Source organism: Lentzea sp. NPDC036955 (assembly GCF_055608005.1).
Window position 1 is genome coordinate 378571 of sequence record NZ_JBVJRC010000004.1, and the last position, 25662, is coordinate 404232.

The 25662-nt window shown below is 70.4% G+C and carries 29 protein-coding genes and 1 riboswitch; of the genes, 23 read left to right on the forward strand and 6 right to left on the reverse strand.

Going from position 1 to position 25662, the window contains the following annotated elements; translation table 11 throughout:
• The first annotated feature begins 33 nt into the window (after positions 1 to 33).
• The 8 genes from ACZ7CF_RS15205 to ACZ7CF_RS15240 all read left to right on the forward strand — a co-directional run bounded on the left by ACZ7CF_RS15205 (position 34) and on the right by ACZ7CF_RS15240 (position 6702).
• On the forward strand, positions 34 to 357 hold the full coding sequence (locus tag ACZ7CF_RS15205; RefSeq protein ID WP_458429921.1) for a DMT family transporter: 324 nt from the start codon (positions 34 to 36) through the stop codon (positions 355 to 357).
• Complete coding sequence (locus ACZ7CF_RS15210; RefSeq protein WP_470369993.1) at positions 354 to 929, forward strand: TetR/AcrR family transcriptional regulator; 576 nt, start codon at positions 354 to 356, stop codon at positions 927 to 929. The genes ACZ7CF_RS15205 and ACZ7CF_RS15210 overlap by 4 nt, the downstream gene beginning before the upstream one ends.
• Positions 930 to 934: 5 nt before the next feature.
• Positions 935 to 1489 (forward strand): hypothetical protein, encoded by a 555-nt coding sequence (locus ACZ7CF_RS15215; RefSeq protein ID WP_470369804.1) that lies wholly within the window; start codon positions 935 to 937, stop codon positions 1487 to 1489.
• Between the two features lie 83 nt (positions 1490 to 1572).
• Positions 1573 to 2409: a DUF4097 family beta strand repeat-containing protein gene (locus ACZ7CF_RS15220; RefSeq protein WP_360394156.1), complete on the forward strand. Its 837-nt coding sequence runs from the start codon at positions 1573 to 1575 to the stop codon at positions 2407 to 2409.
• A 188-nt stretch (positions 2410 to 2597) separates the two neighbouring features.
• Complete coding sequence (gene dnaK / locus ACZ7CF_RS15225) at positions 2598 to 4466, forward strand: molecular chaperone DnaK (RefSeq protein ID WP_360394159.1); 1869 nt, start codon at positions 2598 to 2600, stop codon at positions 4464 to 4466.
• Positions 4463 to 5089 carry a nucleotide exchange factor GrpE gene (grpE, locus tag ACZ7CF_RS15230; protein ID WP_470369805.1) on the forward strand — a complete coding sequence of 209 codons (627 nt, stop codon included), beginning with the start codon at positions 4463 to 4465 and terminating at the stop codon, positions 5087 to 5089. The genes dnaK and grpE overlap by 4 nt, the downstream gene beginning before the upstream one ends.
• Positions 5090 to 5106: 17 nt before the next feature.
• Positions 5107 to 6267: a molecular chaperone DnaJ gene (gene dnaJ, locus ACZ7CF_RS15235; RefSeq protein WP_470369806.1), complete on the forward strand. Its 1161-nt coding sequence runs from the start codon at positions 5107 to 5109 to the stop codon at positions 6265 to 6267.
• Positions 6268 to 6273: 6 nt separating this feature from the next.
• Positions 6274 to 6702, forward strand: a complete 429-nt coding sequence (locus ACZ7CF_RS15240) for a heat shock protein transcriptional repressor HspR (RefSeq protein ID WP_360394166.1) — start codon at positions 6274 to 6276, stop codon at positions 6700 to 6702.
• 1 nt (position 6703) lies between these two features.
• Here the strand turns inward: ACZ7CF_RS15240 and ACZ7CF_RS15245 are convergent, their stop codons facing one another.
• Positions 6704 to 7600, reverse strand: a complete 897-nt coding sequence (locus ACZ7CF_RS15245) for an SDR family oxidoreductase (protein WP_470369807.1) — start codon at positions 7598 to 7600, stop codon at positions 6704 to 6706.
• A gap of 83 nt (positions 7601 to 7683) precedes the next feature.
• On the opposite strand from ACZ7CF_RS15245, the gene ACZ7CF_RS15250 reads away from it, so the two are divergent.
• Positions 7684 to 8250, forward strand: coding sequence for a TetR/AcrR family transcriptional regulator (locus ACZ7CF_RS15250; RefSeq protein WP_470369808.1), 567 nt, complete (start codon positions 7684 to 7686; stop codon positions 8248 to 8250).
• Between the two features lie 4 nt (positions 8251 to 8254).
• Here ACZ7CF_RS15250 and ACZ7CF_RS15255 read toward each other — a convergent pair whose 3' ends face one another.
• Complete coding sequence (locus ACZ7CF_RS15255; RefSeq protein WP_360394175.1) at positions 8255 to 8725, reverse strand: pyridoxamine 5'-phosphate oxidase family protein; 471 nt, start codon at positions 8723 to 8725, stop codon at positions 8255 to 8257.
• Positions 8726 to 9181: 456 nt separating this feature from the next.
• On the opposite strand from ACZ7CF_RS15255, the gene ACZ7CF_RS15260 reads away from it, so the two are divergent.
• The 3 genes from ACZ7CF_RS15260 to ACZ7CF_RS15270 all read left to right on the forward strand — a co-directional run bounded on the left by ACZ7CF_RS15260 (position 9182) and on the right by ACZ7CF_RS15270 (position 13572).
• Positions 9182 to 10285, forward strand: a complete 1104-nt coding sequence (locus ACZ7CF_RS15260; RefSeq protein ID WP_360394178.1) for an FAD-binding oxidoreductase — start codon at positions 9182 to 9184, stop codon at positions 10283 to 10285.
• Between the two features lie 6 nt (positions 10286 to 10291).
• A riboswitch (ZMP/ZTP riboswitch) is annotated at positions 10292 to 10376 on the forward strand.
• A gap of 14 nt (positions 10377 to 10390) precedes the next feature.
• The gene (locus ACZ7CF_RS15265; protein WP_470369809.1) at positions 10391 to 11608 is read left to right on the forward strand and encodes a serine hydroxymethyltransferase; all 1218 of its coding nucleotides are present in this window, start codon (positions 10391 to 10393) and stop codon (positions 11606 to 11608) included.
• Between the two features lie 293 nt (positions 11609 to 11901).
• Positions 11902 to 13572, forward strand: a complete 1671-nt coding sequence (locus ACZ7CF_RS15270; RefSeq protein ID WP_360394180.1) for an MDR family MFS transporter — start codon at positions 11902 to 11904, stop codon at positions 13570 to 13572.
• On the opposite strand, the gene ACZ7CF_RS15275 is transcribed toward ACZ7CF_RS15270, so the two are convergent.
• Complete coding sequence (locus tag ACZ7CF_RS15275) at positions 13470 to 13853, reverse strand: VOC family protein (protein ID WP_360394183.1); 384 nt, start codon at positions 13851 to 13853, stop codon at positions 13470 to 13472. The two genes, ACZ7CF_RS15270 and ACZ7CF_RS15275, sit on opposite strands and share 103 nt — an antisense overlap.
• Before the next feature lie 147 nt (positions 13854 to 14000).
• Here ACZ7CF_RS15275 and clpB point away from each other — a divergent pair, with 147 nt between their 5' ends.
• The 7 genes from clpB to ACZ7CF_RS15310 all read left to right on the forward strand — a co-directional run bounded on the left by clpB (position 14001) and on the right by ACZ7CF_RS15310 (position 20537).
• Positions 14001 to 16586, forward strand: a complete 2586-nt coding sequence (gene clpB / locus ACZ7CF_RS15280; RefSeq protein WP_360394186.1) for an ATP-dependent chaperone ClpB — start codon at positions 14001 to 14003, stop codon at positions 16584 to 16586.
• A gap of 102 nt (positions 16587 to 16688) precedes the next feature.
• A complete protein-coding gene (locus ACZ7CF_RS15285; RefSeq protein ID WP_470369810.1) occupies positions 16689 to 17072 on the forward strand; it encodes a hypothetical protein in 384 nt (127 codons plus the stop codon).
• Positions 17073 to 17180: 108 nt separating this feature from the next.
• Positions 17181 to 17897 (forward strand): type III secretion system chaperone family protein, encoded by a 717-nt coding sequence (locus ACZ7CF_RS15290; protein WP_360394832.1) that lies wholly within the window; start codon positions 17181 to 17183, stop codon positions 17895 to 17897.
• 88 nt (positions 17898 to 17985) lie between these two features.
• The gene (locus ACZ7CF_RS15295; protein ID WP_470369811.1) at positions 17986 to 18759 is read left to right on the forward strand and encodes an SDR family NAD(P)-dependent oxidoreductase; all 774 of its coding nucleotides are present in this window, start codon (positions 17986 to 17988) and stop codon (positions 18757 to 18759) included.
• A 37-nt stretch (positions 18760 to 18796) separates the two neighbouring features.
• A complete protein-coding gene (locus ACZ7CF_RS15300) occupies positions 18797 to 19147 on the forward strand; it encodes a hypothetical protein (RefSeq protein WP_360394194.1) in 351 nt (116 codons plus the stop codon).
• Positions 19147 to 20094 carry a WXG100 family type VII secretion target gene (locus ACZ7CF_RS15305; RefSeq protein WP_360394196.1) on the forward strand — a complete coding sequence of 316 codons (948 nt, stop codon included), beginning with the start codon at positions 19147 to 19149 and terminating at the stop codon, positions 20092 to 20094. Before ACZ7CF_RS15300 ends, ACZ7CF_RS15305 begins: the two co-directional genes overlap by 1 nt.
• On the forward strand, positions 20091 to 20537 hold the full coding sequence (locus ACZ7CF_RS15310) for a hypothetical protein (protein WP_360394199.1): 447 nt from the start codon (positions 20091 to 20093) through the stop codon (positions 20535 to 20537). Before ACZ7CF_RS15305 ends, ACZ7CF_RS15310 begins: the two co-directional genes overlap by 4 nt.
• Before the next feature lie 4 nt (positions 20538 to 20541).
• Here ACZ7CF_RS15310 and ACZ7CF_RS15315 read toward each other — a convergent pair whose 3' ends face one another.
• Positions 20542 to 21117: a hypothetical protein gene (locus tag ACZ7CF_RS15315; RefSeq protein ID WP_470369812.1), complete on the reverse strand. Its 576-nt coding sequence runs from the start codon at positions 21115 to 21117 to the stop codon at positions 20542 to 20544.
• A gap of 71 nt (positions 21118 to 21188) precedes the next feature.
• Between ACZ7CF_RS15315 and pyrE the strand changes: the two genes are divergently transcribed.
• From pyrE to ACZ7CF_RS15335, 4 genes are read left to right on the forward strand one after another with little or no spacing between them, the layout of a single operon-like run.
• Positions 21189 to 21737 (forward strand): orotate phosphoribosyltransferase, encoded by a 549-nt coding sequence (gene pyrE, locus ACZ7CF_RS15320; protein ID WP_360394835.1) that lies wholly within the window; start codon positions 21189 to 21191, stop codon positions 21735 to 21737.
• A 58-nt stretch (positions 21738 to 21795) separates the two neighbouring features.
• A complete protein-coding gene (locus ACZ7CF_RS15325) occupies positions 21796 to 22164 on the forward strand; it encodes a DUF2784 domain-containing protein (RefSeq protein ID WP_470369813.1) in 369 nt (122 codons plus the stop codon).
• 10 nt (positions 22165 to 22174) lie between these two features.
• Positions 22175 to 22840: a TrmH family RNA methyltransferase gene (locus tag ACZ7CF_RS15330; protein ID WP_470369814.1), complete on the forward strand. Its 666-nt coding sequence runs from the start codon at positions 22175 to 22177 to the stop codon at positions 22838 to 22840.
• A gap of 25 nt (positions 22841 to 22865) precedes the next feature.
• Positions 22866 to 23948, forward strand: coding sequence for a glycoside hydrolase family 76 protein (locus ACZ7CF_RS15335; protein ID WP_360394210.1), 1083 nt, complete (start codon positions 22866 to 22868; stop codon positions 23946 to 23948).
• Here ACZ7CF_RS15335 and ACZ7CF_RS15340 read toward each other — a convergent pair.
• Both ACZ7CF_RS15340 and ACZ7CF_RS15345 read right to left on the reverse strand, forming a co-directional pair.
• Entirely contained in the window at positions 23930 to 24664 is a 735-nt protein-coding gene (locus ACZ7CF_RS15340) for a sugar phosphate isomerase/epimerase family protein (protein WP_470369815.1), read from the reverse strand. The two genes, ACZ7CF_RS15335 and ACZ7CF_RS15340, sit on opposite strands and share 19 nt — an antisense overlap.
• Positions 24658 to 25632 carry a LacI family DNA-binding transcriptional regulator gene (locus tag ACZ7CF_RS15345; RefSeq protein WP_360394215.1) on the reverse strand — a complete coding sequence of 325 codons (975 nt, stop codon included), beginning with the start codon at positions 25630 to 25632 and terminating at the stop codon, positions 24658 to 24660. Before ACZ7CF_RS15345 ends, ACZ7CF_RS15340 begins: the two co-directional genes overlap by 7 nt.
• Between the last annotated feature and the right edge of the window lie 30 nt (positions 25633 to 25662).

Genomic DNA, 25662 nt, shown 5'->3' on the forward strand with positions numbered 1-25662 from the left:
TCAGATAGTTCTGCGAGGCATCCGGAGGTCGCCGTGTTGTACCTGTACCTGGCCGCGGCGATCGTCGCGGAGATCGCCGCCACCGTCTCCCTGAAGGTCTCCGAGGGATTCACCAAACTGTGGCCTTCGGTGATCGTCGTCGCCGGCTACACGATCGCCTTCACAGCGCTCTCGCGCGCGTTGAAGTTGGGTATGCCCGTGGGCGTCGCCTACGCCGTGTGGTCCGCGATCGGTGTCGCCGCCGTGGCGCTCATCGGCTGGCGGTTCCTCGGCGAGGCGCTCAACCCCACGATGGTCGTCGGGCTGGCCCTGATCATCGGGGGCGTGGTGACCCTGGAGCTCGGGAGGACGCACTGAGCGCGACGGCAGTCGACGGGCGCAAGGCGCGCGGCGAGAAGAAGCGGCGCGCCATCGTCGAAGCCACGTTGCGGGTCATCGAACGCGAGGGCGTCGCCGGGGTGACGCACCGCAGCGTGGCCCGCGAGGCCGGCGTGCCGACCACGGCGCCGACCTACTACTTCGCGACGCTCGACGACCTGCTGACCGCCACGCTGCTGTGGTCGGCCGAGGCGATGTGCGACGAGGTCCTGAAGATCATCGCCGTCGGCACGCCGCGGGAGATCGCGCGCAGCCTGGCCAGGGCGGTCGACGAGCACCGGGCGCGCACGCTCGCCGAGTACGAGCTGTACCTGCTGGCCGGGCGGCGACCGGAGCTCAAGCCCGCCGCTCGCCGCTGGCTCGACCTGGCCGCCGAGGTGGCCGCGCCCGCGGACCCCGTGGCGTTCCGCGCGTTCCTCGCCGCGATCGACGGCCTGCTCATCCAGGGACTGATCGCCGACGTCGCCCCGGACGTGGACGAGCTGGAGCCAATCGTGTCCTTCTTGATCCGCGGTCGCGACGGTTCCAGCCCCGCCGCACGGGGAGAATGAGCGGCATGAGGTTCGCGCGAGAGGTGTCCGGCATCAGCCACGGGGTGAGCCTCGGGCTGCTGACCGCGCTCTACGTGCGCGACGGCCTGGCGTTGTCGGTGGACGTCGAACCGCACGTGCCGGGACTGGAACCGTCGCTGCCGGTGCACGTGCCGGCCGGGGTCGACCGCGCCGCCGTGACCGCCGAGTGGCCTGGCTGGTGGGCCGACGCGCTGGACGCGTGCACCCGCGGTGCCGAACCGGCCGTGCCCGAGGACGCGGAGGCGTTGCTGACCCGGCCCGCCAGCCGGACGGCGGTGCTCGCGCTCAAGCCCGGCATCCAGGAGCTGCACCGGGTGCAGAGCCCGGCCGCGCTGCCGATCGGCGACGTGCTGCGCGGCATCGAGTCGCGGATCGGGCGGTGGGCGCAGAGCGTGGAGCTGCACATCGCCGAGGTGCCGGTCGAGGGCCTGCTCTGGGAGCGGATCGCGCCCGCGCACGTGCTGGCGTCGTCGCGGTTCCTCAACGACCCGGCGCGGACCGCACCGGCCCTGCGCGCGGTGCTCGAAGACCTGGTCTAGGCGCGGGGTAGGGAGAACCCCACCCCGCCTCCGGGGGCTGACTGCCGTGTGGCCCGACCCCGGCCGCCTCTACTTTTGTGCCCATGATGAGGGCAGCGCTGGTGGCGTTGGTGGCGGGGACGGTGCTCACGGCGCTGACGGGCTGTGGCATCCGCATCGTGAAGTACGAGTTCTCCGATGACTACGTCGTCTCGGAAACGTTCACGTCGGTGCGTGCGCGCAACGGGTCGGGTGACGTGACGATCAGGTACCAGGAGGGCCTGACCGGGACGAAGGTCCACCGCAGGGTGGAGCACGCCAAGAACAACAAGCCGGGGGGCACCACGCACCGGGTCGAGGGCGACACGCTGGTGCTGGACACCTGCGGCGACAACTGCGAGGCCAACTACGAGGTGCTCGTGCCCGCCGCCGGCATCAGGGTCGTCGGCGACGTGGGCTCGGGCGACGCGGTCGTCGAGGGTCTCGCGTCCGTCGAGTACGCGACCGGCTCCGGGGACATCACCACCCTGGACATCTCGGGGGACGTCAAGGTGAACACCGGGTCCGGCAACTTCCGGGCCACCAGGGTCGGCGGCACCGTGACCGCGGACCTCGGGTCCGGGCACATCGAGCTGAACACGGTGAAGGGCAAGCTGCTCGCCGTCACGAGGTCCGGTGACATCGACGGCTCGTCCCTGAGCGGCGAGGTGATCGCCGACGCCAGCTCGGGACGGGTCGAGCTGATCATGGCGGAGCCGCGGTCGGTGCGGGTCAACTCCGGCTCCGGTGACGTGGACGTCCGGGTGCCGGGCGGTCCGTACCGGATCACCGGGGTGTCGGGCAGCGGTGACCGCGACATCCAGGTCGCGACCGCACCGGACGCACCGCTCGAGCTCAACCTCACCACCGGTTCCGGCGAGGTCCGGGTGCTCGCCATCTGAGTCCGTCCGAGGGGGACTGTGTCGAGGGCCACTCCACAAGGGGTGGCCCTCGTGGCGTTCTGAGGGAACAACGGGAGCTTCCCGGCCGTTGTGCCAGTCAGAAAGCTTGAGTCGGGTAGGCTCAAGGTTGAGCAAGGTGGCAAACTTGAGCCAGCAACGCTCAACAAGTACTAGCGGAAGGAACTCCAATGGCGCGTGCAGTCGGCATCGACTTGGGGACGACCAACTCCGTCGTCGCCGTTCTCGAGGGCGGTGAGCCGACGGTCATCGCCAACTCGGAGGGCTCGAGGACGACCCCGTCCATCGTCGCTTTCGCCAAGAACGGCGAGGTCCTCGTGGGTCAGCCCGCGAAGAACCAGGCCGTCACCAACGTCGACCGCACCATCCGCTCGGTCAAGCGCCACATCGGCACCGACTGGAAGACCGACGAGGTCGACGGCAAGAAGTACACCTCGCAGGAGATCAGCGCGCGCGTGCTCATGAAGCTCAAGCGCGACGCCGAGGCGTACCTGGGCGAGGAGATCACCGACGCGGTCATCACCGTCCCGGCCTACTTCGAGGACGCGCAGCGGCAGGCCACCAAGGAGGCCGGCCAGATCGCGGGTCTCAACGTGCTCCGCATCGTCAACGAGCCGACCTCCGCCGCTCTGGCGTACGGCCTCGACAAGGGCGAGAAGGAGCAGACCATCCTGGTCTTCGACCTCGGTGGCGGCACGTTCGACGTCTCGCTGCTCGAGCTCGGCGACGGCGTCGTCGAGGTCCGCGCGACCTCCGGTGACAACCACCTCGGTGGCGACGACTGGGACCAGCGCGTCGTCGACTGGCTGGTCGAGCGCTTCAAGCAGGCCAACGGCATCGACCTGACCAAGGACAAGATGGCCCTGCAGCGGATCCGCGAGGCCGCTGAGAAGGCCAAGATCGAGCTGTCCAGCTCGGCGCAGGCGTCCATCAACCTGCCCTACATCACGGTCGACGCGGACAAGAACCCGCTGTTCCTCGACGAGACGCTGTCGCGCGCCGAGTTCCAGCGCATCACGTCCGACCTGCTCGAGCGCACCCGCGCGCCGTTCAACAACGTGATCAAGGACGCTGGCGTCTCCGTTGGCGACATCGACCACGTCGTGCTCGTCGGTGGCTCGACCCGCATGCCCGCCGTCGCGGAGCTCGTCAAGGAGCTGACCGGCGGCCGCGAGCCCAACAAGGGCGTGAACCCGGACGAGGTCGTCGCCGTCGGCGCCGCCCTGCAGGCCGGTGTCCTCAAGGGCGAGGTCAAGGACGTCCTGCTGCTCGACGTCACCCCGCTGTCCCTCGGCATCGAGACCAAGGGCGGCATCATGACCAAGCTGATCGAGCGCAACACCACGATCCCGACCAAGCGGTCCGAGACCTTCACGACGGCGGACGACAACCAGCCGTCCGTGCAGATCCAGGTCTTCCAGGGCGAGCGCGAGATCGCGTCGCAGAACAAGAAGCTCGGCATGTTCGAGCTGACCGGTCTGCCCCCGGCCCCGCGCGGCGTGCCGCAGATCGAGGTCACCTTCGACATCGACGCGAACGGCATCGTCCACGTGTCGGCGAAGGACCTGGGCACCGGCAAGGAGCAGTCGATGACGATCACCGGTGGCTCCGCGCTGCCGAAGGACGACATCGACCGCATGGTCAAGGACGCGGAGGCCCACGCGGAGGAGGACAAGCGCCGCCGCGAGGAGGTCGAGGTCCGCAACCAGGCCGAGACGCTGGTCTACCAGACGGAGAAGGTCGTCAAGGAGAACGACGACAAGCTCCCGGCGGAGATCAAGGACAAGGTCAACGCCGCCGTCGCCGAGGCGAACGAGGCGCTCAAGGGCACCGACATCAACGCCATCAAGGCCGCGGTGGAGAAGCTCGCGACCGAGTCGCAGGCCATCGGCCAGGCGATCTACGCCAACGCGCCGGGCGCGGCGGGTGCCGAGGCCCCCGGTGCGGGCGCCGGTGCGGCCGGTGCCGGCCAGGCCAAGTCCGACAAGGACGACGACGTCGTCGACGCCGAGATCGTGGACGAGGACGAGAAGAAGTGACCGAGCCGAGGCACGCAGCTCCTGACGAGCAGCAGCCTCCCCTCGTCGTGAACGACCGGCGCCGGATCGACCCCGAAACGGGCGAGGTCCGCGCGCCGGCCGCTCCGGCGGAGGAGGGCACAGCCCAGGAGACCGACGAGACCGTGGTCGCCGCCGAGTTCGTGGACGACGCCGCCGTCGAGCTGAAGGCCCAGCTCGACGAGCGCACCGCGGACCTGCAGCGGCTCACCGCCGAGTACGCGAACTACCGCAAGCGGGTGGAACGCGACCGGGAAGCGGTGATCAACAACGCGAAGGCGTCCGTGGCCGCCGAGCTCCTGCCGCTGCTGGACGACGTCGAACGGGCCGCCGCTCACGGCGACCTGACCGGCGCGTTCAAGGCGGTGGCGGACAAGCTCGTGTCCACGCTGCAGAAGACCGGCCTGGAGCCGTTCGCGCACGAGGGCGAGGCGTTCGACCCGTCGGTGCACGAGGCCGTGCAGCACAGCACGTCCCCGGACGTCGAGGGCCCGACCGTCACCGCCGTGCTGCGGCGCGGCTACCGGTTCGGCGAGAAGCTCGTCCGCCCGGCGCTCGTCGCCGTGACGGACCACGAGCCGGCAGCACCCGCTGAAGAGAGCTGAAGGGAGGGAGACGTCCGGTGAGTGCTAGGGACTGGATCGAGAAGGACTTCTACCGCGAACTGGGCGTCTCCTCCGACGCCTCGGCGGACGAGATCAAGAAGTCGTACCGCAAGCTCGCCCGTGAGCTGCACCCCGACGCCAACCCCGGCGACGCCAAGGCGGAGGCCCGCTTCAAGGCCGTCTCCGAGGCCTACGGGGTGCTGTCCGACGCGGCGAAGCGCAAGCAGTACGACGAGGCTCGTCGCCTGTTCGCGGGCGGAGGGGGCTTCCCCGGCGGCTTCGGCGGTGCCGGCGGCTTCGACGTCAACGACCTGTTCGGTCGGGCGGCGCAGGGCACCGGTGGCGGTGGCCTGGGCGACCTGCTCGGCGGCCTGTTCAACCGGCGCGGTGGCGGCGGTGCGGCCTCGGCCACGCGTCCCCGTCGCGGCGAGGACGTAGAGACCGACGTCCGGCTCGACTTCACCGAGGCGGTGAGGGGCGCGCAGGTGCCACTGCGGCTGTCCTCACCGGCCGCGTGCACGACCTGCGGCGGCTCCGGCGCCAAGCCCGGCACGACGCCGCACACCTGCGCGACCTGCTCGGGTTCCGGCCTGGTCACGCGGTCGCAGGGCGCGTTCGCGTTCAGCGAGCCATGCCGCGACTGCCGCGGCACCGGCCGGATCATCGACGACCCGTGCGTCGAGTGCGGTGGCGACGGCGTCAGCACCCGCACCCGCACGCTGACCGTCCGGATTCCCTCGGGGGTCGACGACGGCCAGCGGATCCGCCTGGCGGGGCAGGGCGAACCGGGGCGCAACGGCGGACCGTCGGGCGACCTGTTCGTCCGCGTGCACGTCAACCCGCACAGCGTGTTCGGCCGCCAGGGCAACGACCTGACGCTGACCGCGCCGATGACGTTCCCCGAGCTGGCGCTGGGCACGACGTTGACCGTGCCGACGCTGGACGGCAAGGTGACCTTGAAGGTGCCGGCCGGCACCGCTTCCGGGCGCGTGCTGAGGGCGCGCGGCAAGGGCATCACCCGCAAGGACGGCAGCCAGGGCGATCTGCTGATCACGCTGGAGGTCGCCGTCCCGAACAACCTGTCCTCCGAGGCGCGCACGGCCCTGGAGGGCTACGCGGACGTGACCAAGGAGCACGACCCGCGAGGTGAGCTGAACGCGCTGCTGGAAGGGCGGTGAGTTCCGGTGAGTTTTCCGTTCCCGCCGGGGACCGACGAGGACACGCCGTTCTTCGTCATCTCGGTGGCAGCACAGCTCTCCGGCCTGCACGCGCAGACCCTGCGGTCCTACGACCGGATGGGCCTCGTGTCGCCGGGCCGCACCTCCGGCGGCGGCCGCCGCTACTCGATGCGCGACATCGTGCTGCTGCGCGAGGTCCAGCGCCTCTCCCAGGAGGAGGGCGTGAACCTCGCCGGCATCAAGCGCATCATCGACCTGGAGCACCAGGTCGACGCCCTGCGCGCGCGCGTGACCGAGCTGTCCCAGGAGCTGGCCCAGGCACTGGCCGCCGCCGACTCCGCGGCGGCCGCGGTGCACGCCTCCTACCGCAGGGACCTGGTCCCGGTGCGGCAGGAGACGGCGCTCGTGGTGTGGAAGCCCAAGCCGCGCAAGTAGCTCACCGCTCGAAGTAGAACCCGGTCTCCAGGTCCGCCAGGAGGCCGGGTTCCTGCGGTTCCCACCCCAGCAGCGTCCTCGTGCGCGCGCTGGACGTCGGTGCGTCCCGCGTCACCATGAACGCCAACGGCCCGAAGTGCTCCTGCGCTCGTTCCGCGGGAATGCTCTCGACCGGCAGGCCGAGCTTGCGCCCGATCGCCTCGGCGATGGTGCGCATCGGCACGGCCTCCTCGGCCACCGCGTGCAGCACGGAGCCGGCGGGTGCCTTCTCCGCTGCCAGCCGGTACAGCCGCGCCGCGTCCAGGGTGTGCGCCGCGGACCAGCGGTTCGTGCCGTCACCGGGGTAGCCGGACACGCCCTTCTCCCGCGCGGTCCTGACCAGGATCGGGATGAACCCGGCCGTGTCGAGCGGGCTGTGCACGGTGGGCGGCAGCACGACCACCGAACCGCGCACGTCTGCGGCGTCGACGATCGCGTTGCGGGCGGCACCGCGGGTGTCGCTGTCGGCGACCCGCTCCTCCTCCGTCGCGGTGCGGCCCAGCCCGGCGTATGACAGCGTGCCACTGGTGCCGATCAGGGCCTTGCCGGTGCCGGAGAGCTCGTCGAGGAACGCCTTGACCACCGCCAGGTCGGCTCCGGAGGCACCCGCGTAGTCGCCGGCGAACATCTCCTCGTGCTTGAACGCCAGGTGGACCACCGCGTCCGCCTCGGCCGCGGCCTTGCGCAGCCCGTCCATGTCGTCGAGGTCACCGCGCCGGACCCGGGCGCCCCAGGCCTCCAGCCTGGCGGCGGACATGTCGGACCGGGCCAGGCCGACGACCTCGTGCCCGGCTCCCAGCAGCTCCGGGACCAGCGCCGAACCGACGTGACCGCTGGCGCCCGTGACGAAAACCTTCATCGCACTTCCTCAAGGTGATGGGACTTGGTCTCATCAACCGTAGCAGAGTGATGGGACTTAGTCGCATCACTTAGGATGGGGTCATGGGTCGATGGGAGCCGGACGCACGGGAGCGGTTGGTGCGCGCCGCACTCGACCTGTTCGGCGAGCAGGGGTACGACAACACCGCGGTCGCGCAGATCGCCGAACGCGCCGGGCTCACCAAGAGCACGTTCTTCCGGCACTTCCGGGACAAGCGCGAGGTGCTGTTCGGCGGTCAGGACCAGCTCGCCGAGGTGCTCACCACCGGCATCGCCGGCGCGCCGGAGCAGGCGGAACCGCTGGCCGCGGTCGAGGCGGCGCTGGTCGCGGTCGGCACCTGGTTCACCGACGAGCACCGGGCGCACGGCCCGCAGCGGCAGGCGGTGATCGAGGACCACCTGGAACTGCGTGAGCGGTCGGCGCTGAAGATGGTCGGGTTCGGCGTGGCCATGAAGGACGCGCTCGAACGCCGCGGCGTCGCCGAGCTGGCGGCAGCGGTGGCCGCCGAGCTCGGCGTGCTCGCCTTCGAACGCGCGTACGGCACGTGGGTGACGACCACCGGGGACTGGTCCGACGTCGTCCGGCGGTCGGTCGCCGAGGTGCGGACCGCGGCCGCGACGCTCGGCTAGCCGCTCACGACTCCTCGCCAGACCCCTTGCCGGCCTTCACCCCGAAGTAGTCGCCGCCCTTGCGCTTCGCGTCGTCGGTGCCCCAGTCGCGGATGCGGTCCACCGGCACCATGCGGGGGATGTGCTTGCGGCAGTGGACGTAGGCCTCCTGCACCTGCACGACGACCCAGCGCTCCACCTTGCGGTCCTCGGTGGGGAACTCCTCGCGCGGCGCGATGCGGGCCCTGCCGTTGACGTGCAGGCCGATCAGGTCCTCGGTGAAGTCCACCATCAGCATGCCGACGTGCGGGTTCTCCATGATGTTGCCGAGCGAGGCCATGACGCCGTTGCCGCGGTACTCGGGGTACGCGACGGTCCTCGGGTCGACCACCCGGATGAAGCCCGCGGGTCCGGCGCGCAGCGTCGAGTCGCATTCGCCGTCGGCGTCGGAGGTCGAGATGAACGCCATCTCCATCCGGCCGACGAACTCGGCCATCGCGGGGTTGAGGTGGTCCAGTACCTGGTCCGAGTAGAAGCGTGTGGCGCGATCGGAGGTCTCCAGGGCACATTGGAGGAAGTGCTCGCCGCGGGAGCCGGGATGTTCGACACGGTTGGGTGAGGTGGTTCCAGTCAATTCAGGCAAGGACACGCGCCACACCGTTGCACGCAAGCGCGCAACTCGGTACGGAGGGACCCTCAGATTCACACTGTTGCGGTAACAAGCAGTTGCGTACCGTAGTCATGCTTCGCTCGAAGGTGGCATCAAGGAGTCGGAAGGCCAGAACAGAGGTTAGTGTCCACCCCGTCGGGGGACGGATGTTTGACGAGCACGGCGCCTCACCGGTGCCAGGACGAAGAACGTGGAGACTGCGCGCGGACCATGACTGCGAACGCTGTGCTGAGCCCCATCCCTACCCCGCCACACCGTGAACCCCCGCCTGGCGTCACCGCGATGGTGCGGATGATCCGGGAGAGCTTCGCGGTGGTGGAGCCGCATTCCGAAGAAGTGGCGAAGTTCTTCTACGGGATGCTCTTCTCGCTCTCGCCCGCCACACGCGAGATGTTCCCCGCCAACATGGAGGTGCAGCGGAGCCGTCTGCTGCGCGCCCTGGTGCACGTGGTGCAGATGGTCGACCGCCCGGACGACCTGATCCCCTTCCTCCGCCAGCTGGGCCGCGACCACCGCAAGTTCGGTGTCATCAACGTCCACTACGAGGCGGTCGGCACGGCACTGCTGTCGGCGGTGAAGAAGTTCGCCGGTGCCGCCTGGACGCCGAAGGTCGAGATGGCCTGGGCCGAGGCGTACACGCTGATGGCCCGCGCGATGCAGGAGGCGGCCGACGCCGACAACGGGCCCGCGTACTGGCACGCGACGGTGCTGGAGCACCAGCGCGTGTCGTGGGACCTGGCGGTCGTGCGGCTGCAGCCCGACCACCCGGTCAACTACCGCGCCGGGCAGTACGTGTCCGTCGAGACGCCGCAGCGCAAGCGGCTGTGGCGCTACTACACGCCGGCGAACGCGCCGCGCGAGGACGGCATCATCGAGTTCCACATCCGGTCCGTCGACGGCGGCTGGGTGTCGCGCTCGGTGGTCGGCCACACGCAGGCTGGCGACACGTGGCGCATCGGACCGCCGATGGGACGCCTCTCGGTCGACCGCACGTCCGGGTCGGACATCCTGATGGTGGCCGGTGGCACGGGCGTCGCGCCGATGCACGCGATCATCGACGAGATGGCGCAGTGGGGCGACAACCCGCGCGTGCACCTGTTCTACGGCGGCCGCACCCGCGAGGACCTCTACGACCTGGACAACCTGCAGCGCATCGCGACCACGAACCCGTGGCTCACGGTCGTGCCGGTGCTGGAGTCGGACCCCGGCGTCCGCGGTGTCGAGCAGGGCACCCTGGCCGACGTGGTCACCCGCTACGGCGCGTGGGAGGAACGCGACGTCCTGGTCTGCGGCAGCCCGGCGATGATCAGGTCGACGGTGTCCCGCATGCTGGTCGCCGGAACTCCGCTCGACCGGATCAAGTACGACCCGTTCACGCTGGACTAGGCTCGGCACGTCGAAAGCGACTGGCGTGCCGAGGGTGGAACCGACCACCGGGAAGCGACTGCCGAGCGCACCGAACGCCTGGGTGCACCGGTGTGGAGCTGAGCCGTGCTCTCCCAGGTCGATCCCGAGATCGCCGCACTGATCGAGGCCGAGTCCGCCCGCCAGTCCCGCAGGCTGCGCATGATCGCGTCGGAGAACGACGTGTCCGCCGCCGTGCTTGAGGCAACGGGCTCGGTGCTGACGAACAAGTACTCCGAGGGGTATCCCGGCAAGCGGTACTACGAGGGCCAGCAGGTCGTCGACCAGGTCGAACAGCTCGCGATCGACCGCGCGAAGGCCCTGTTCGGCGTGGACCACGCCAACGTCCAGCCGCTGTCCGGCGCGCCCGCGAACCTCGCGGTGTACCTCGCGTTCCTGTCGCCGGGCGACACGGTGATGGGCATGTCGCTGCCGATGGGCGGCCACCTGACCCACGGCTGGAACGTGTCCGCGACCGGCAGGTGGTTCCACGCGGTGCAGTACGACGTGCGCAAGGACACCGGCGTCGTCGACCTGGACCAGGTCCGGTCCCTCGCGCTAGCCGAACGCCCGAAGGTGATCTTCTGCGGTGGCACGGCCATCCCGCGCACGATCGACTTCCCGGCGTTCGCCGCCATCGCAGCCGAGGTCGACGCCGTCCTGGTCGCCGACATCGCGCACATCGCGGGTCTCGTCGCGGGCGGCGCCCACCCGTCCCCGGTCGGCCACGCCCCGGTGATCACCACGACCACGCACAAGACGCTCCGCGGCCCGCGTGGCGCCATGATCCTCAGCGACGCCGAGCACGCCAGGGCCGTCGACCGCGCTGTCTTCCCCGGCCTGCAGGGTGGCCCGCACAACCACACGACCGCCGCCATCGCCGTGGCCCTGCACGAGGCGGCGCAGCCGGCGTTCCGCGAGTACGCGCACACCGTCGTGGCCAACGCACAGGCGCTCGCGGCCGCGTTGCTGGAGCGGGGCTTCGACCTGGTCTCCGGTGGCACCGACAACCACCTGATCCTGATCGACCTGACGTCCAGGGGCATCGGCGGCAAGCCCGCCGCGCGGGCACTGGACCGGGCGGGCATCGAGCTGAACTACAACGCGGTGCCGTACGACTCCCGCACGCCGTTCGACCCGTCCGGCATCCGGCTCGGCACCCCCGCCATCACCACCCGCGGCCTCCGCCCGTCCCACATGCCGCAGATCGCCGACTGGATCGACCGGGCCGCCACCGCCGTCGCTGACGAGCCCGCACTCGCACGCATCGCCACCGAGGTCGAGGCCCTGCTCACCTCCCTCTAACCCCCGCCGTAAGTGCACGCGGGGACCTTTCGTACCCCTGGGAGGGCACGCGGGGACCTTTCGTACCCCCAGAGGGCACGCGGGGAGCTTTCGTAACCCTCAGGAGTGCACGCGGGGAGCTTTCGTAACCCCCGGAAGGGCACGCGGGGACCCCGCGTACCCCCAGAGGGAACGCGGGGGCCCCGCGTGCCCTCCACTCCTGGCGGAGTGACGCAGGAGACCGTGGGAAAGTTGTTCTAGCTAACTATTTCCCGATATAGTTGTATGGCATCAACTAACTACTGGAGGTGTGCTTGAACCGGCCCTCGTCGCATCGGGAGATCCTCGAAGCGCTGTCCGGCATCTGGGTGGCGTTGCTCGTCGCGATCCTCAGCTCCACCATCGTCTCGAACGCTCTCCCGACGATCCTGGCCGAGCTCAAGGGCACCCAGACCCAGTACACCTGGGTCATCACGGCGATGCTGCTGGCCTCCACGGCCAGCACGCCGCTGTGGGGCAAGCTCGCGGACCTCTTCGACAAGAAGAAGCTGCTGCAGGCGGGCATCGTGCTGTTCGTCATCGGCAGCGTGCTGTCGGGCCTGAGCCAGAACATGGAGCAGCTCATCGCGTTCCGGGTCGTGCAGGGCCTGGGCATGGGCGGTGTGCAGGCGCTCGGCCAGGTCGTGGTCGGCGCGCTGCTCAGCCCGCGTGAACGCGGCCGTTACAGCGGCTACACCGGCATGGTGATCTCGGCGGGCACCGTCGGCGGACCGCTGGTGGGCGGGTTCCTCGTCGACTGGCCCGGCTGGCGCTGGTGCTTCTTCGTGTGCGTGCCGCTGGCCCTCGTGGCCCTCGCCGTGCTGCACAAGACGCTGCACCTGCCCGTGCAGAAGCAGCACGTGAAGATCGACTACCTGGGCGCCACGCTGATCACCGGCGGGGTGAGCCTGGTGCTGATGTGGGTGTCGTTCGCCGGCAAGGACTTCGCCTGGTTCTCCGGTGAGAGCGCCCTCTACGTCGGCGGTGTGGTGCTCGCGCTGACCGCCGCCTACTTCGTCGAGCGCAGGGCCTCTGCCCCGGTCATCCCGCTGCACCTGTTCCGCAACCGCACGGTCGTGCTGGCGATGCTGGGTGGCATCGCGGTCGGCACGGCGATGTTCGGCGCCTCGGTGTTCATGGGGCAGTACTTCCAGATCGCGCGGGGCTTCTCGCCCACGAAGGCGGGGCTGCTCACGGTGCCGCTGGTGCTCGGGCTGAGCATCTCCTCGACCGTCAGCGGCCAGCTGATCGCGAAGAGCGGCCGGTGGAAGAGCTACCTGGTCTGGGGTGCGTTCTCGCTGGTCATCGGGCTGGCGCTGCTCGGCACGATCGACCACGGCACCAACCTCACGCTGATGGGCGCCTACCTGCTGCTGGTCGGCGTGGGCGTCGGGCTGACCATGCAGAACCTGGTGCTGGCCGTGCAGAACGGCGTGGGCATGGCCGACCTGGGCGCGGCGAGCTCCACGGCGACGTTCCTGCGGTCGCTGGGAGGCACGGCCGGCGTCTCGGTGCTCGGTGCGGTGCTGGCCGCCCACGTGAGCACCACGTCGCTCGACCGCGGCTCCCTCTCCCCGGCCGTGCGCAACTCCTACGGCGACGCGATGGGCGAGCTGTTCCTGATCGCCGCCGGGCTCGCGGTCTTCACCGTCATCGCAGTGCTGCTGATCAAGGAACAGCCGCTGCGGGACTCCGTGGACGTGACGGCGGAGATCACCCCAACGGGTTCTGGCGCACAGACGGTCGCCACCGAACTTGCCTCACCTGTGGATACTGACCAGCGGATTGTGGACAACTCAACCCCTGGTGTGGACAAGCGGTTGATCCGAACGAGTGACGGCGATCATGAGGTCGCGGCACGTTCGGCTGCGCTGCGTTCCACGCAGAACTCGTTGCCCTCGGGGTCGCGCATCGTGACCCAGCCGGTGCCGTCCGCCCTGCGCTGATCGTCGTAGACCGTCGCACCGATCCCCAGCAGCCGGTCGACCTCCTCGTCACGGGAGAGGTCGGCCGGCTGCAGGCAGATGTGCACCCGGTTCTTGACCGCCTTGTCCTCGGGAACGGCGACGAACAGGTAGCGGATGCCGTTCGGCAGTTCGATCAGGCACTCGTCGTCGCCGGGGTTGTCGTCGGGGTGCAGCGGCAGCCCGAGCACCTTGCTCCACCACGACGCGATCTCGTAGGAGTCGCGCGCGTCGACGGTGACGTTGTGGATGATTGAGGTCATGGTGCTGATCTTCGCCCATCCCCGCTCCACCGACGTGCGATTTTCGCGACCTCCGTCACGTTCTCGTAGTTGAGCGGAACAGGCTCAACTTTTCTGACGTTGTGCGGGATGATGGTCCGTGCCGCAGGCTGACCACGAGGTGGAGGAATGGACGCTTTCAACCCGACGACCAAGACCCAGCAGGCCGTGTCCGCGGCCGTGCAGGCAGCGACCCTCAACGGGAACCCCGACGTGGGACCCGTGCACCTGCTCGGTGCCCTGCTGGCGCAGGCGGACGGGTTGACCGCGCCGTTGCTCTCCGCGGTGGGCGCCGACCCGACGCTGGTGCGCAAGGAGCTGGAGCAGCTCTCCCGCGCGCTGCCCAGCGCCTCCGGTGCGAGCGTGTCCGCCCCGCAGTTCTCGCGCGACGCCGTGCGGGTGCTCAGCCGGGCGCAGGAGCTCGCCACCGAGATGGGCGACGAGTACGTGTCCACCGAGCACCTGCTCGTGGGCTTGGCGCAGCACGGTGGCCAGGTGGCCGACCTGCTGCGGCGCAACGGCGCGACGCCCGAGGCGCTGACCGAGGCCTTCACGAAGGTGCGCGGCTCGGCGCGGGTCACCTCGGCCGACCCCGAGGGCACCTACAAGGCGCTGGAGAAGTACGGCGTCGACCTGACCGAACGCGCCCGCAAGGGCGAGCTCGACCCGGTGATCGGCCGCGACTCCGAGATCCGCCGCGTCGTGCAGGTGCTGTCCCGGCGCACCAAGAACAACCCGGTGCTGATCGGCGAGCCCGGCGTCGGCAAGACCGCCATCGTCGAGGGCCTGGCCCAGCGCGTGGTGGCCGGTGACGTGCCGGAGTCGTTGCGCGGCAAGCGGGTCGTGTCGCTGGACCTCGGTTCGATGGTCGCGGGCGCCAAGTACCGCGGTGAGTTCGAGGAGCGGCTCAAGGCCGTCCTCAAGGAGATCACCGACTCGGCCGGCCAGGTCATCACGTTCATCGACGAGCTGCACACGATCGTCGGCGCCGGCGCGACCGGTGAGTCCGCCATGGACGCCGGCAACATGATCAAGCCGATGCTGGCGCGCGGCGAGCTGCGCATGGTCGGTGCCACGACGCTCGACGAGTACCGCGAGCACATCGAGAAGGACGCCGCACTGGAGCGCCGCTTCCAGCAGGTGCTGGTCGGCGAGCCCTCGGTCGAGGACACCGTCGGCATCCTGCGCGGCCTCAAGGAGCGCTACGAGGTGCACCACGGCGTGCGCATCACCGACGCCGCCCTCGTCGCCGCGGCCACGCTGTCCGACCGCTACATCACCGCGCGCTTCCTGCCGGACAAGGCCATCGACCTCGTCGACGAGGCCGCGTCCCGGCTGCGCATGGAGATCGACTCGCGCCCGGTCGAGATCGACACCGTCGAGCGCTCGGTCCGCCGTCTCGAGATCGAGGAGATGGCGCTGGCCAAGGAGTCCGACCCGGCGTCGCTGGAACGGCTCTCCGCCCTGCGCGCCGAGCTGGCCGAGAAGCGCGAGGAGCTGTCCGCGCTGACCGCCCGCTGGCAGAACGAGAAGGGCTCGATCGACAAGGTCCGCACCCTGAAGGAGCAGCTGGAGTCGCTGCGCGGCGAGTCGGAGCGCGCCGAGCGCGACGGCGACCTCGGCCGGGCCGCCGAGCTGCGCTACGGCCGGATCCCGGCGCTGGAGAAGGAGCTGGCGGCCGCCGCGGAGGCGTCCACCCAGGAGTCCGCCATGCTCAAGGAGGAAGTCGGTTCGGACGACGTCGCCGACGTCGTGTCCGCGTGGACCGGCATCCCCGCCGGCCGGCTGCTGGAGGGCGAGACCGCGAAGCTGCTGCGGATGGAGGACGAGCTCACCCGCCGCGTCGTCGGCCAGGCCGAGGCCGTGCGCGTCGTCTCGGACGCCGTGCGCCGCACCCGTGCCGGTGTCGCCGACCCGGACCGCCCGACCGGCTCGTTCCTGTTCCTCGGCCCCACCGGTGTCGGCAAGACCGAGCTCGCGAAGGCGCTGGCGTCGTTCCTGTTCGACGACGAGCGGGCGATGATCCGCATCGACATGAGCGAGTACTCCGAGAAGCACTCGGTGGCCCGCCTGGTCGGTGCCCCTCCCGGCTACGTCGGCTACGACCAGGGCGGCCAGCTCACCGAGTCGGTCCGCCGCCGCCCGTACTCGGTCGTGCTGCTCGACGAGGTCGAGAAGGCCCACCCGGACGTCTTCGACGTGCTGCTGCAGGTCCTCGACGACGGCCGCCTGACCGACGGCCAGGGCCGCACCGTGGACTTCCGCAACACGATCCTGGTGCTCACCTCGAACCTGGGCTCGCAGGCCATCGCGAACCCGTCGCTCACCGAGGTCGAGCGCAAGGACGCCGTGCTGGCGGTGGTGCAGCGCCACTTCAAGCCGGAGTTCCTGAACCGGCTCGACGACGTGGTGGTGTTCCACGCCCTCGCCACCGAGGAGCTGACGTCCATCGTGGACATCCAGATCGCCCGCCTGGCCGAGCGCCTCGCCGCGCGCAGGCTGACGCTGGAGGTCACCACGGCCGCACGCGACTGGCTGGCGCTCAACGGGTTCGACCCGGTGTACGGCGCCCGGCCGCTGCGCAGGCTGGTGCAGTCGGCGATCGGCGACCAGCTGGCCAAGGAGCTGCTGGCCGGCGAGGTGCGCGACGGTGACGCGGTGAAGGTCGACGTGGTGGACGACCAGTCCGGCCTGATCGTGGGCCGCGGCGTCTAGTTCCACCGAGCTGGGCTGAGGTGTCGTCGCGGGTGTGGTCAACCCACACCCGCGACGCCGTTCCAGCCCGCCCGATCCCCCGCGGTCGATAGGTTGGCCGCCATGGGGGATCTTCGCTTCGTGCGGTTCGAAGGGGTCGAGCCGACCGCCCGCGGCACCTGGCCGGGTGTCTTCGGGCTGGTGAACGGCCTGCGCAGGGCCGGTCGGCTGACCTCGGAGCAGGAGTCGTACTGCCGCGTGAACGGTGACTGGTTCAACGCCGCCTACACCGACCCGTCGACGGTCGACCCGGCCGTGTACGACCGCGAGCTCAACCCCGGTGCCGCCGCCTGGTTCAAGGTCGAGGCGACGCACCTGGTCGAGCGCGTGGCCGGCTACCTGGACATCCTCGACGCCCACGGCGTGCGGTGGCGCAGGGTGGAGTCCGACGACCCCGGTCGCGTCGTCTACGAGGACGCGGACCAGGTCGTCGTCGTGCCCCGGTGACCGGTCGCGGGACCCTCGCCGACGTGGAAACACGGCCCCCGGCCCACGACGCGCGGAAGTGATCTTCGTTCTCGGCTGCCGACCCACTACGCTTCAGCTGTGGGTGGCATACCGGCGTGGGTCTGGTTCACCGTCGCCGCGGTGGCGGGCGTGGCGGGGTTCGCCCTGCTCGCGACCGACCGGGCGCAACGAACCGCGCGTAATCGTGAACGGCGCCGTTGGGCTGCCCTGCGCGGCTGGCAGTTCGAAGAGACAGACCACGTGCTGCCGACACGCTGGGAAGCGGGCGCGATCGCCTACTACGGCACCGGGCTCGCCCGTGACGTGGTCGCCGGTTCGACCTTCACCGCGGACGGGCGGCGCCAGGTCTACGTGCTCGACCACGAGACCGGCGGCAAGGTCAACTCGGTGCTGGTCGGCGTGCGGTGCCGCCGCGCGTTGTCCGTGGTCATCGAGCTGTGGCTGTCGACTGTGCCGTTCCAGCGGGACAAGATGCCGGACCTGCTCGGACCGGTCGGGTCGCGCTACGCGTTCGTGACGGACGTGCCCGCGGCGCGCAAGCTCATCACGCCGGACCTGATCGACGCGGCCGAGGAGATCGGTGGCGACGTCACGGTCGTCTGGCTGGAGAACGACTGGGTGCTGGCCTCCGCGCCGCCGAACTCGTCGCCCGCGCGCCTGGAGCGGCTGCTGCGCGACGTCGGCGAGCTCGCGGACGTGATCGACCCGTTCGACGCGGACCCGGCGCGGGACGAGCCCGTCGCGGACGCCGAGGACGAGGGCGGAGAGGTCTACCGGCCGACGTTCGGGCGAAAGCAGACGTAGCTGAGTCGGGTGTGACTCACGTCATACCTCACTCTGCGTGGAACCGCGTGCTTCGACCCCGGCGGTTTTCCGACTAGCGTGCGGAGCCATGCCAACCGCACTGGTGACCGGAGCAACCGTCGGGATCGGGGCCGCCTTCGCGCGCAGGCTCGCGGCCGAGGGCTACGACCTCGTCCTCGTCGCACGGACGGCGTCCGCTTTGGACGAGCTCGCGAAGCAGCTGCACGACCGCCACGGCGTGCACGTCGACACCCTGCCCGCCGACCTGAGCGACCGCGCTGACCGCCTCAAGGTCGAGGCCCGACTCTCCGAGTCCGCTGTGGACCTCCTCGTGAACAACGCGGGCTTCGCCACCAGCGGCGAGCTCTTCCAGACCGACGTGGAGAAGCTCCAGTCCCAGCTGGACGTCAACGTCGCCACCGTCCTGCGCCTGAGCAGGGCCGCCGTCCCGCTGATGGTCGCGCGTGGCAAGGGCGACGTCATCAACGTGGCCAGCGTCGCCGGCTTCCTGCCCGGCCGCGGCACGAGCTACAGCGCCGACAAGGCGTGGGTCATCGCGTTCTCCGAGGGCATGTCGCTCGCCGTGGCCGGCTCGGGCGTCCGCGTCCTGGCCCTGTGCCCCGGTTTCGTGCGCACCGAGTTCCACAAGCGCGCGAACATCGACATGTCGAAGACGCCGGGCTGGCTGTACGTCGACGCCGACCGCCTGGTCCACGAGGCGCTGCGCGACCTGCGTCGCGGCCGGGTCCTGTCGATCCCCGGCTCCCAGTACAAGGGCATCGTCGGCGCGACGAAGCTGCTCCCCAGGGCGCTGGTCCGCAAGATGGCCTCGCGCTTCGCCGGCGGGCGCGGCCGGACGTGAGCGGAACCATTCAGACCAACCGAGCGTCGGAGCAGCCGTGAGTGAACAGTTCCACGTCGTGCCGGAGGAGCTGCGCGGGTACAGCGAGCTGCTGGACCGCAACGCCCAGCACTTCCTGACCATCAAAGACCACGCGATCTCCAAGGGCGGTGACACCAGCGGGTTCACCGGCCTGCTGTCGTTGCTGCACCCCGTCGTGACCGGGGTGGCGAGCCTGTACGGGGAGACCCTGGACTTCGCCAACAAGATGCTGCTCAAGGACTCGGAGGCGCTGCGCAAGACCGCGGAGCACTACGAGAAGGCCGACGCCATCGGCCTCAAGCTCTTCGACGGTGTCCAGAACAAGCTGGCGAGCGCCCAGAAGGCGCCGCAGGTCGGGGGCAACTGATGACGACGGCGTACGCGGACGTCGAGGACCCCTCGGTCGCGCTGAACAAGGCGGCGGAGGACCGGCCGGGCCGGCAGTCCACCAAGGAGCTCATCGAGAAGGCCGGCTGGAAGATCCAGGGCGTCAACTGGATCTACGAGAAGGTCACCGGCGAGAACCTGGTCGAGTCGCTGATCAACCCGCTGCTCGGCGATTTCGAGAAGATCGACGCCAACGCCAAGGCGTGGGACAACGTCGCGAAGGCGCTGGACTCCGTGCGGCACAACGTCGACGCGGGCGTCGACCAGCTGAACCCGCACTGGAACGGCTCTGCCGCGCAGGCGTTCGAGCGCCGCATGGACACCATGTGGGTCATCGCGATCGAGGCGGACTCGCAGGTCGCCCGCATCATCGGCGACAAGTTCAAGTCGACGGCGAACACCTGCCGCACGCTGACGGGCCTCGCGCTGTCGCTGCTCGACTACCTGTGCCAGAAGCTGATGGAAGCGGTGATCCTCGCGCCGATCCCCGTGGTCGGCTGGGGCAAGGCCGTGTGGGTCGTCTACGACTGCATCCAGATCGTCGACCGCATCCGCAAGATCATCATCGCGGTGCAGACGCTGATCGAGGGCGTGCAGGGCATGATCAACGGCATCAAGGACATGGGCACCGCCCTGATGAAGCTGAAGGACGTCCGCGACGTCAACGACCTGCTCGACGTCGTCGACGGCTACCAGGACGGCAAGGAGAAGTTCGACGACGGCAAGTCCGCGGCCAAGTCCGGGGCGCTGGGCGTCGCGCTCAACGGCTACAAGCTGAACAAGGACATCGGCAAGGCCACCACCCGCTACGACACCAGCAGCGCGTCCAGCGCCGCGTCGAGCAGCTCGTCGGCAGCGGGCAGCAGCTCGTCGTCCGCGGCGGGCAGCTCGTCGGCCTCCGGCGGCCAGGGCGGAGGACAGCAGTGACGTTCCCCTACGACCAGGCCCGGTTGCAGGCGCTCGTCGACGGGTTCGACGCCACGACGGCCGCGGTGGAGAAGACCGGCAGGGAAGCCGCCCAGTTCCAGCCGCGTTCGCGTGGGGTGACCGAACAGGACCTCGCCGCGATCGAGCGGTACGCCAAGGGCCCGAACGCGCCCAAGGAGTTCAAGGAGCTCCAGCGGCGCATCGACTCCGGCGAGTTCAGCTGGCAGGACGTCGCGGCCGGCCGCGTGATGGACGACGGCGTGCAGAAGGCGCTCGCCACCGGCGTGCCCGACCTGCGACGCGCCTACACGGCCATCCAGGAGGGCCACGACCTCGACGACATCATCGAGTCGGGCAACCCGTCGCGGCCGCCGGCCCGTCCCGCACGCGGTGACGACGGCGACGACGACGGCCCGCCCGTGTTCAAGGAACGAGTCTGGTGAGCCGCTAGCTCGACAGGAAGTCCGGGATGACGTCGCCGGTGCCGAGGTGGTTCGTCCCCACCCCGCGGACGACGTCGAACGCCACCACGGCCGCGACCGCGAGCGACCGGACGGGGTCGGCGGTGCCGGGGCGGAGCTGAGCGACGTCCCGGCGCACCCGCTTGCCGTTGCGCTTCGTGATCTGTCCGATGTGGAGCTTCAGCACGTCGCCGAGCAGGCAGAGGTGCGTGCCGTTGGCGTCGAGCAGGGCGTACCGGCCCGGTTGCGGCACGATCGAGCCGACCGGCCGCCCGTCCGGCCACGCCACCTTCGTCGGCCGCCTGCCCACGCCGGCCGACTTGGTGATCACGAGCAGCGGCCGGCCGTCCGGTCCGGTGGCGAGCAGGCGGAACGGCGTCCACCGGGACAGGCTCAGGTTGCGCAGGCGGGCGGTGACGAACCCGCGCCTGGTCTCGTGCACCGACCCCAGCAGGGTGTTGCGTTCGTCATAGGCCTCGACCGAGTACCTCGACCCCAGCATCAGCCGCACCGGCGTCCACGGCTGGTCCACCACGAAGGAGTCCGCGCTCAACAGGTTCACGGTGATGCAGGGTATGCGGCGTCTCGGCGGCGCGTGTGCGAAGCTTGCGACCTGTGCGAACTGAACAGGTCTTGGACGCGAACGCGAAGTCGGAACTCGCCCGCTTGGTGAGCGAATTGGCCGTGGTGCACGGCAAGGTGACCCTCTCGAGCGGCAAGGAAGCCGACTACTACGTCGACCTGCGCCGCGCCACGCTGCACCACGCCGCGGCCCCGCTGATCGGCAAGCTGCTCCGCCAGCTCACCGCCGACTGGGACTTCGTGGCTGTCGGCGGCCTCACCCTCGGCGCCGACCCCGTCGCCTACGCGATGATGCACTCCGCCGCCACCGCCGGCGACGTGCTGGACGTCTTCGTCGTCCGCAAGGCCGCCAAGGCCCACGGCATGCAGCGCCAGATCGAGGGCATCGAGGTCCGCGGCCAGCGCGTCCTGGCCGTCGAGGACACCTCCACCACCGGCGGCTCCGTCCTCACCGCGGTCGAGGCCCTGCGCGCGGCCGGCGCCGAGGTCGTCGGCGTCGCGACCGTCGTGGACCGCGGCACCGGCGCCCGCGAGGCCATCGAGGCGGAGGGCCTGCAGTACCGCTACCTGCTGGACCTCGACGACCTCGGTCTCGCCTGAGTTTCGTCGAGCGCGGTTCGAGCTACCCCGTCCTGGTCTGGAGGACGGGGTGGTGCGAATGGCCGGGTTCCTCGCGGGAGCCGTTGTGCTCCTGCACTTCGCCGTGCTGGCGTTCCTGCTGGCCGGCGGTTTCCTCGCGTGGCACTGGCGCCGCCTGATCTACCCCCACCTCGCCCTCGCCGCGTGGGCCGTGCTGAGCCTCTCGGTGCCCACCGTGTGCCCGCTGACCACCTGGGAGAACGACCTGCGGGCCGCCGCCGGGATGCCGGTGCTGGAGACCGGGTTCATCGACCACTACATCGACGGGGTCTGGTACCCGGAGAGCGCGTCGACGGTGGTGCAGCTGGTGCTCGGGGCGGTCGTGGTCGTGTCCTGGGTCGGGTTCGCGGCGAGTGCCAGGACGGCCCGGCGGGTGGGCGTTCAGTAACGTCTGGTCCGTGCTGCTCGAAGGGTTCCACGCCGTCAAACACGCCCTGCGCTTCGGCGGGAACGTCACGTCGCTGGTCACCACCAGCAGGCCCGCCGCCGTCGGGCTCGCCGAGTCGCACGCACCGGACCTGGTCGAGGCCTTCTGCCGGGCGACCGAGGTGACGAAGGAGGAGTTCGTCCGCCGGGTCGGCCGCACCCACCCGACCGGTGTCGCGGGCTTCGCCGACCGCCCTGACCTCCCGTTCGACCGCGACGCCCCGGTCGTCCTCCTCGACAACCCGCGCAACCTGGGCAACTTCGGCGCCGCGATCCGGGTGGCCGCGGGCCTCGACGCCGGCGGCGTCCTCTCCACCGGTGACGTCGACCCCTGGCACCCGAACGTCCTCAGAGGATCCGCGGGCCTGCACTTCGCCCTCCCCGTCGCCAAGGCCACCACCCTCGACCTCGCGGGCCCGCTGATCGCCTTCGACGCCGACGGCGAACCGCTCAGGGGGCCGATCCCCGACAACGCCGTGCTGGCGTTCGGCTCCGAGCGGCACGGCCTGAGCGACGAGGTGAGGCAGCGCGCGGCGAAGGTCGTCCGCCTTCCCATGCGCGCCAAGGTGAGCAGTTACAACCTGACGACCTCTGTCGCCATGGGTCTCTACCACTGGGCGGTTCACCGAGCTTCTTGACCGGTCAAGAACTCACCATTGCAGGGTGGTGATCGCGAAACTGCTGGCCGCGCGGGCGGGTGTTGCGGAGCGTGCCGTGCATTCGAGGCACCTGCGACGGGTGTGGGGTGTGCCGGGCACGAGCCTGGGGGCCTGCGGGTGGCCGCCCAGGTTCAGGGACAAGGTCTTCGCGCCGTTCAACTACTGGTGGCAGGCGCACCTGCTCGACTGCATGGTCGACGGGTACGAGCGCAACCCGCTGGAGGCGCGCAGGCAGGCGATCGTGCGGGTGGTCCGCGGCATCCGGGTGCGCAACGTCAGCGGGTGGACCAACGACTACTACGACGACGTCGCGTGGCTGGGGCTGGCGCTGCAGCGGGCGGAGAAGATCGGGGTCGGGCGGCCCAGGGCGGTGCGGCAGATCGCGGACCAGCTGCGCGACGGGTGGACCGACCACGCCGGTGGCGGGATCTGGTGGAAGCGCGGCGACGACTTCAAGAACGTGCCGGCGAACGGGCCCGCGGCCATCTTCCTCGCACGGCAGAACGAGGGGACCGACCTCGCCAAGGCGCGGTCCATCGTGGACTGGGTGGAGGAGCACCTGGTCGACCCCTCTGGGCTCGCGTGGGACGGGCTGCACGTGCACCCCGACGGGGAGGTCCGCGAGGTCGAGAAGAACATCTACACGTACTGCCAAGGTGTTCTCATCGGTGCGTGCGTGGAGCTGGCCAAGCACGGGCAGCAGCAGAAGTGGCTGGAGAAGGCCGCGCGCACCATCACCGCCGTGTACGACGACCTCGCCATCGGTGGGGTGGTCAAGGGGCAGGGCGAAGGCGACGGCGGTCTGTTCGCGGGCATCCTCGTGCGCTACCTCGCCCTGGCGGCGGTGGAGATGCCGCGGCTCGACCCCGCGCAGCAGGGGGCCGCCGAGCTCGCCCGGCAGCTGGTGGTGGAGTCGGCCGAGGCGGCGTGGGCCAACCGGACGGTGGCGGTCAGCGGGCCGCTGTTCGGTCCGGAGTGGAGCGTGCCGGCCGAGGAGGCGCAGAGCAGGGACCTGTCGGTGCAGCTGGGCGGGTGGATGTGCCTGGAGGCGGCGGCCCTGCTCGAACGTCACGACGCGGCGAGGTAGCCCAGCAGGGTCCTGGCGTCCTCGCGGAACTGGTCGACGGAGTCGTCGCGCACGAACTCCAGCAGCACGTTGCGGTCGACGCCGTCGCGTGCGAGCTCGCCGAGGACCGGCTTCCACAGGTCGCGGCGCGCGGACAGGGGCAGGCGGTCGGTGAAGCCGCCGGGGCCCCAGGAGAAGACGTGCGCGGTCACCGGTTCCAGGGTGCGGACCTCGTGCACCGCCGAGAACACGTCCTGGCCGCCGCTCGGCTGCCAGTACGGCACCACGCCGTCGACCTCGTCCAGCAGCCGCACGGCCGAGTCGAGCGTGTCGGTCAGCGTGTTGCGGTGGTACTCCAGCGCGATCCGGGTGCCTGCGGCGTCGGCGTGCTCGACGGCGTGCCGCAGCGCCTCCACCACGGCGCCGCGGTCGGCGCACTCGGCCGAGCCCGCCGTGCCGGCCCACACCCTGACCAGCGGTGCGTCCAGCTCGGCCGCGGTCTCCAGCACGGCGGCGAGCTCCGCGCGGTCCGTCACGCCTGCGCGGTAGTACGAGCCGTAGGCGGCCACCTTCAGGCCCGTGTCCACCGCGCGCCGCGCCGCCGTGAAGTCACCGGGCGGCACGTGCACGTCGGCACCCCACTCGACCGCCTGCAGACCGCAGTCCAGCGCCAGCTCGCCGATCTCGCCGACCGACAGCTGCCGGAACGTCACCGAGACCAGGCCGGGGATCAGCACCCGCAGGACTGCCGGTGCAGCAGCGACGGGGCCAGCCGGATGGTCTCCGCGGGACGGGACGGGTCGGCGATGCGCGACAGCAGCAGCTTCACGGCGGTGCGGCCGATCTCCTCGACCGGCTGGGCCAGTGTCGTCAGCGGCGGGTCTATCAACGTCGCCCACTCCACTTCGTCGTAGGCCACGACGGCCAGGTCCGTGCCGAGCTTCAGGCCGCGGGCGCGGGCCTCGTGCAGCATGCCGACCGTCACCAGGTGGTCGGCCGCGACGACGGCGGTGACCGGGTCGTCCTGGTCGATCAGCGGCGCGAGCCAGCCGCTCTGCGAGACCAGGGACTCGTCCCACTTCAGGCCCGCGCGGCCGAGGCCGAGGCGGTGGCCGAGGACGCGCTCCTCGGTCGTGGCCACGCCGGCCTTGCCGCAGACGATGCCGATGCGGCGGTGGCCGAGCTCGGCCAGGTGCGTGACCAGGCCGGAGGTGGCCTGCACGTTCTCCGGGCCGACCTGGTCGATGTCCTTCGCCACGGTCAGGCGGTCCACCAGCACGGTCGGGATGCCGAGCCGCTTGAGCTCCGGCAGCACCTGGCTGCCCGCACCGGCGGAGGGCGTCAGCAGCAGCCCGTCGACCCGGCGCGACCGCAGCATCCGCACCGCGACCTGCTCCGACTCCGGCGTGTCCCTGGTGTCGATCAGCACGAGCGAGTAGCCCGCTCTCGTCGCCTCCGACTCGATGGCCGCGATCAGCTCGGCGAAGTACGGGTGGGAGACCAGCGACACCGCGAGGCCCAGCGACTTCGTGCCACCCATGACCAGCGACCGCGCGATGGCGTCACCGGTGTACCCGGTTTCGTCGATCGCCTTCTGCACGCGCTCGCGCGTGTCCCCGGCGACCGGCCTGGTCTCGTTGATCACGTGTGACACCGTGGTGATGGAGACCCCCGCGAGAGCCGCGACATCCCGCATGGTGACCATGGCCGGGACCTTACCCGTTTGGAGGAAGGC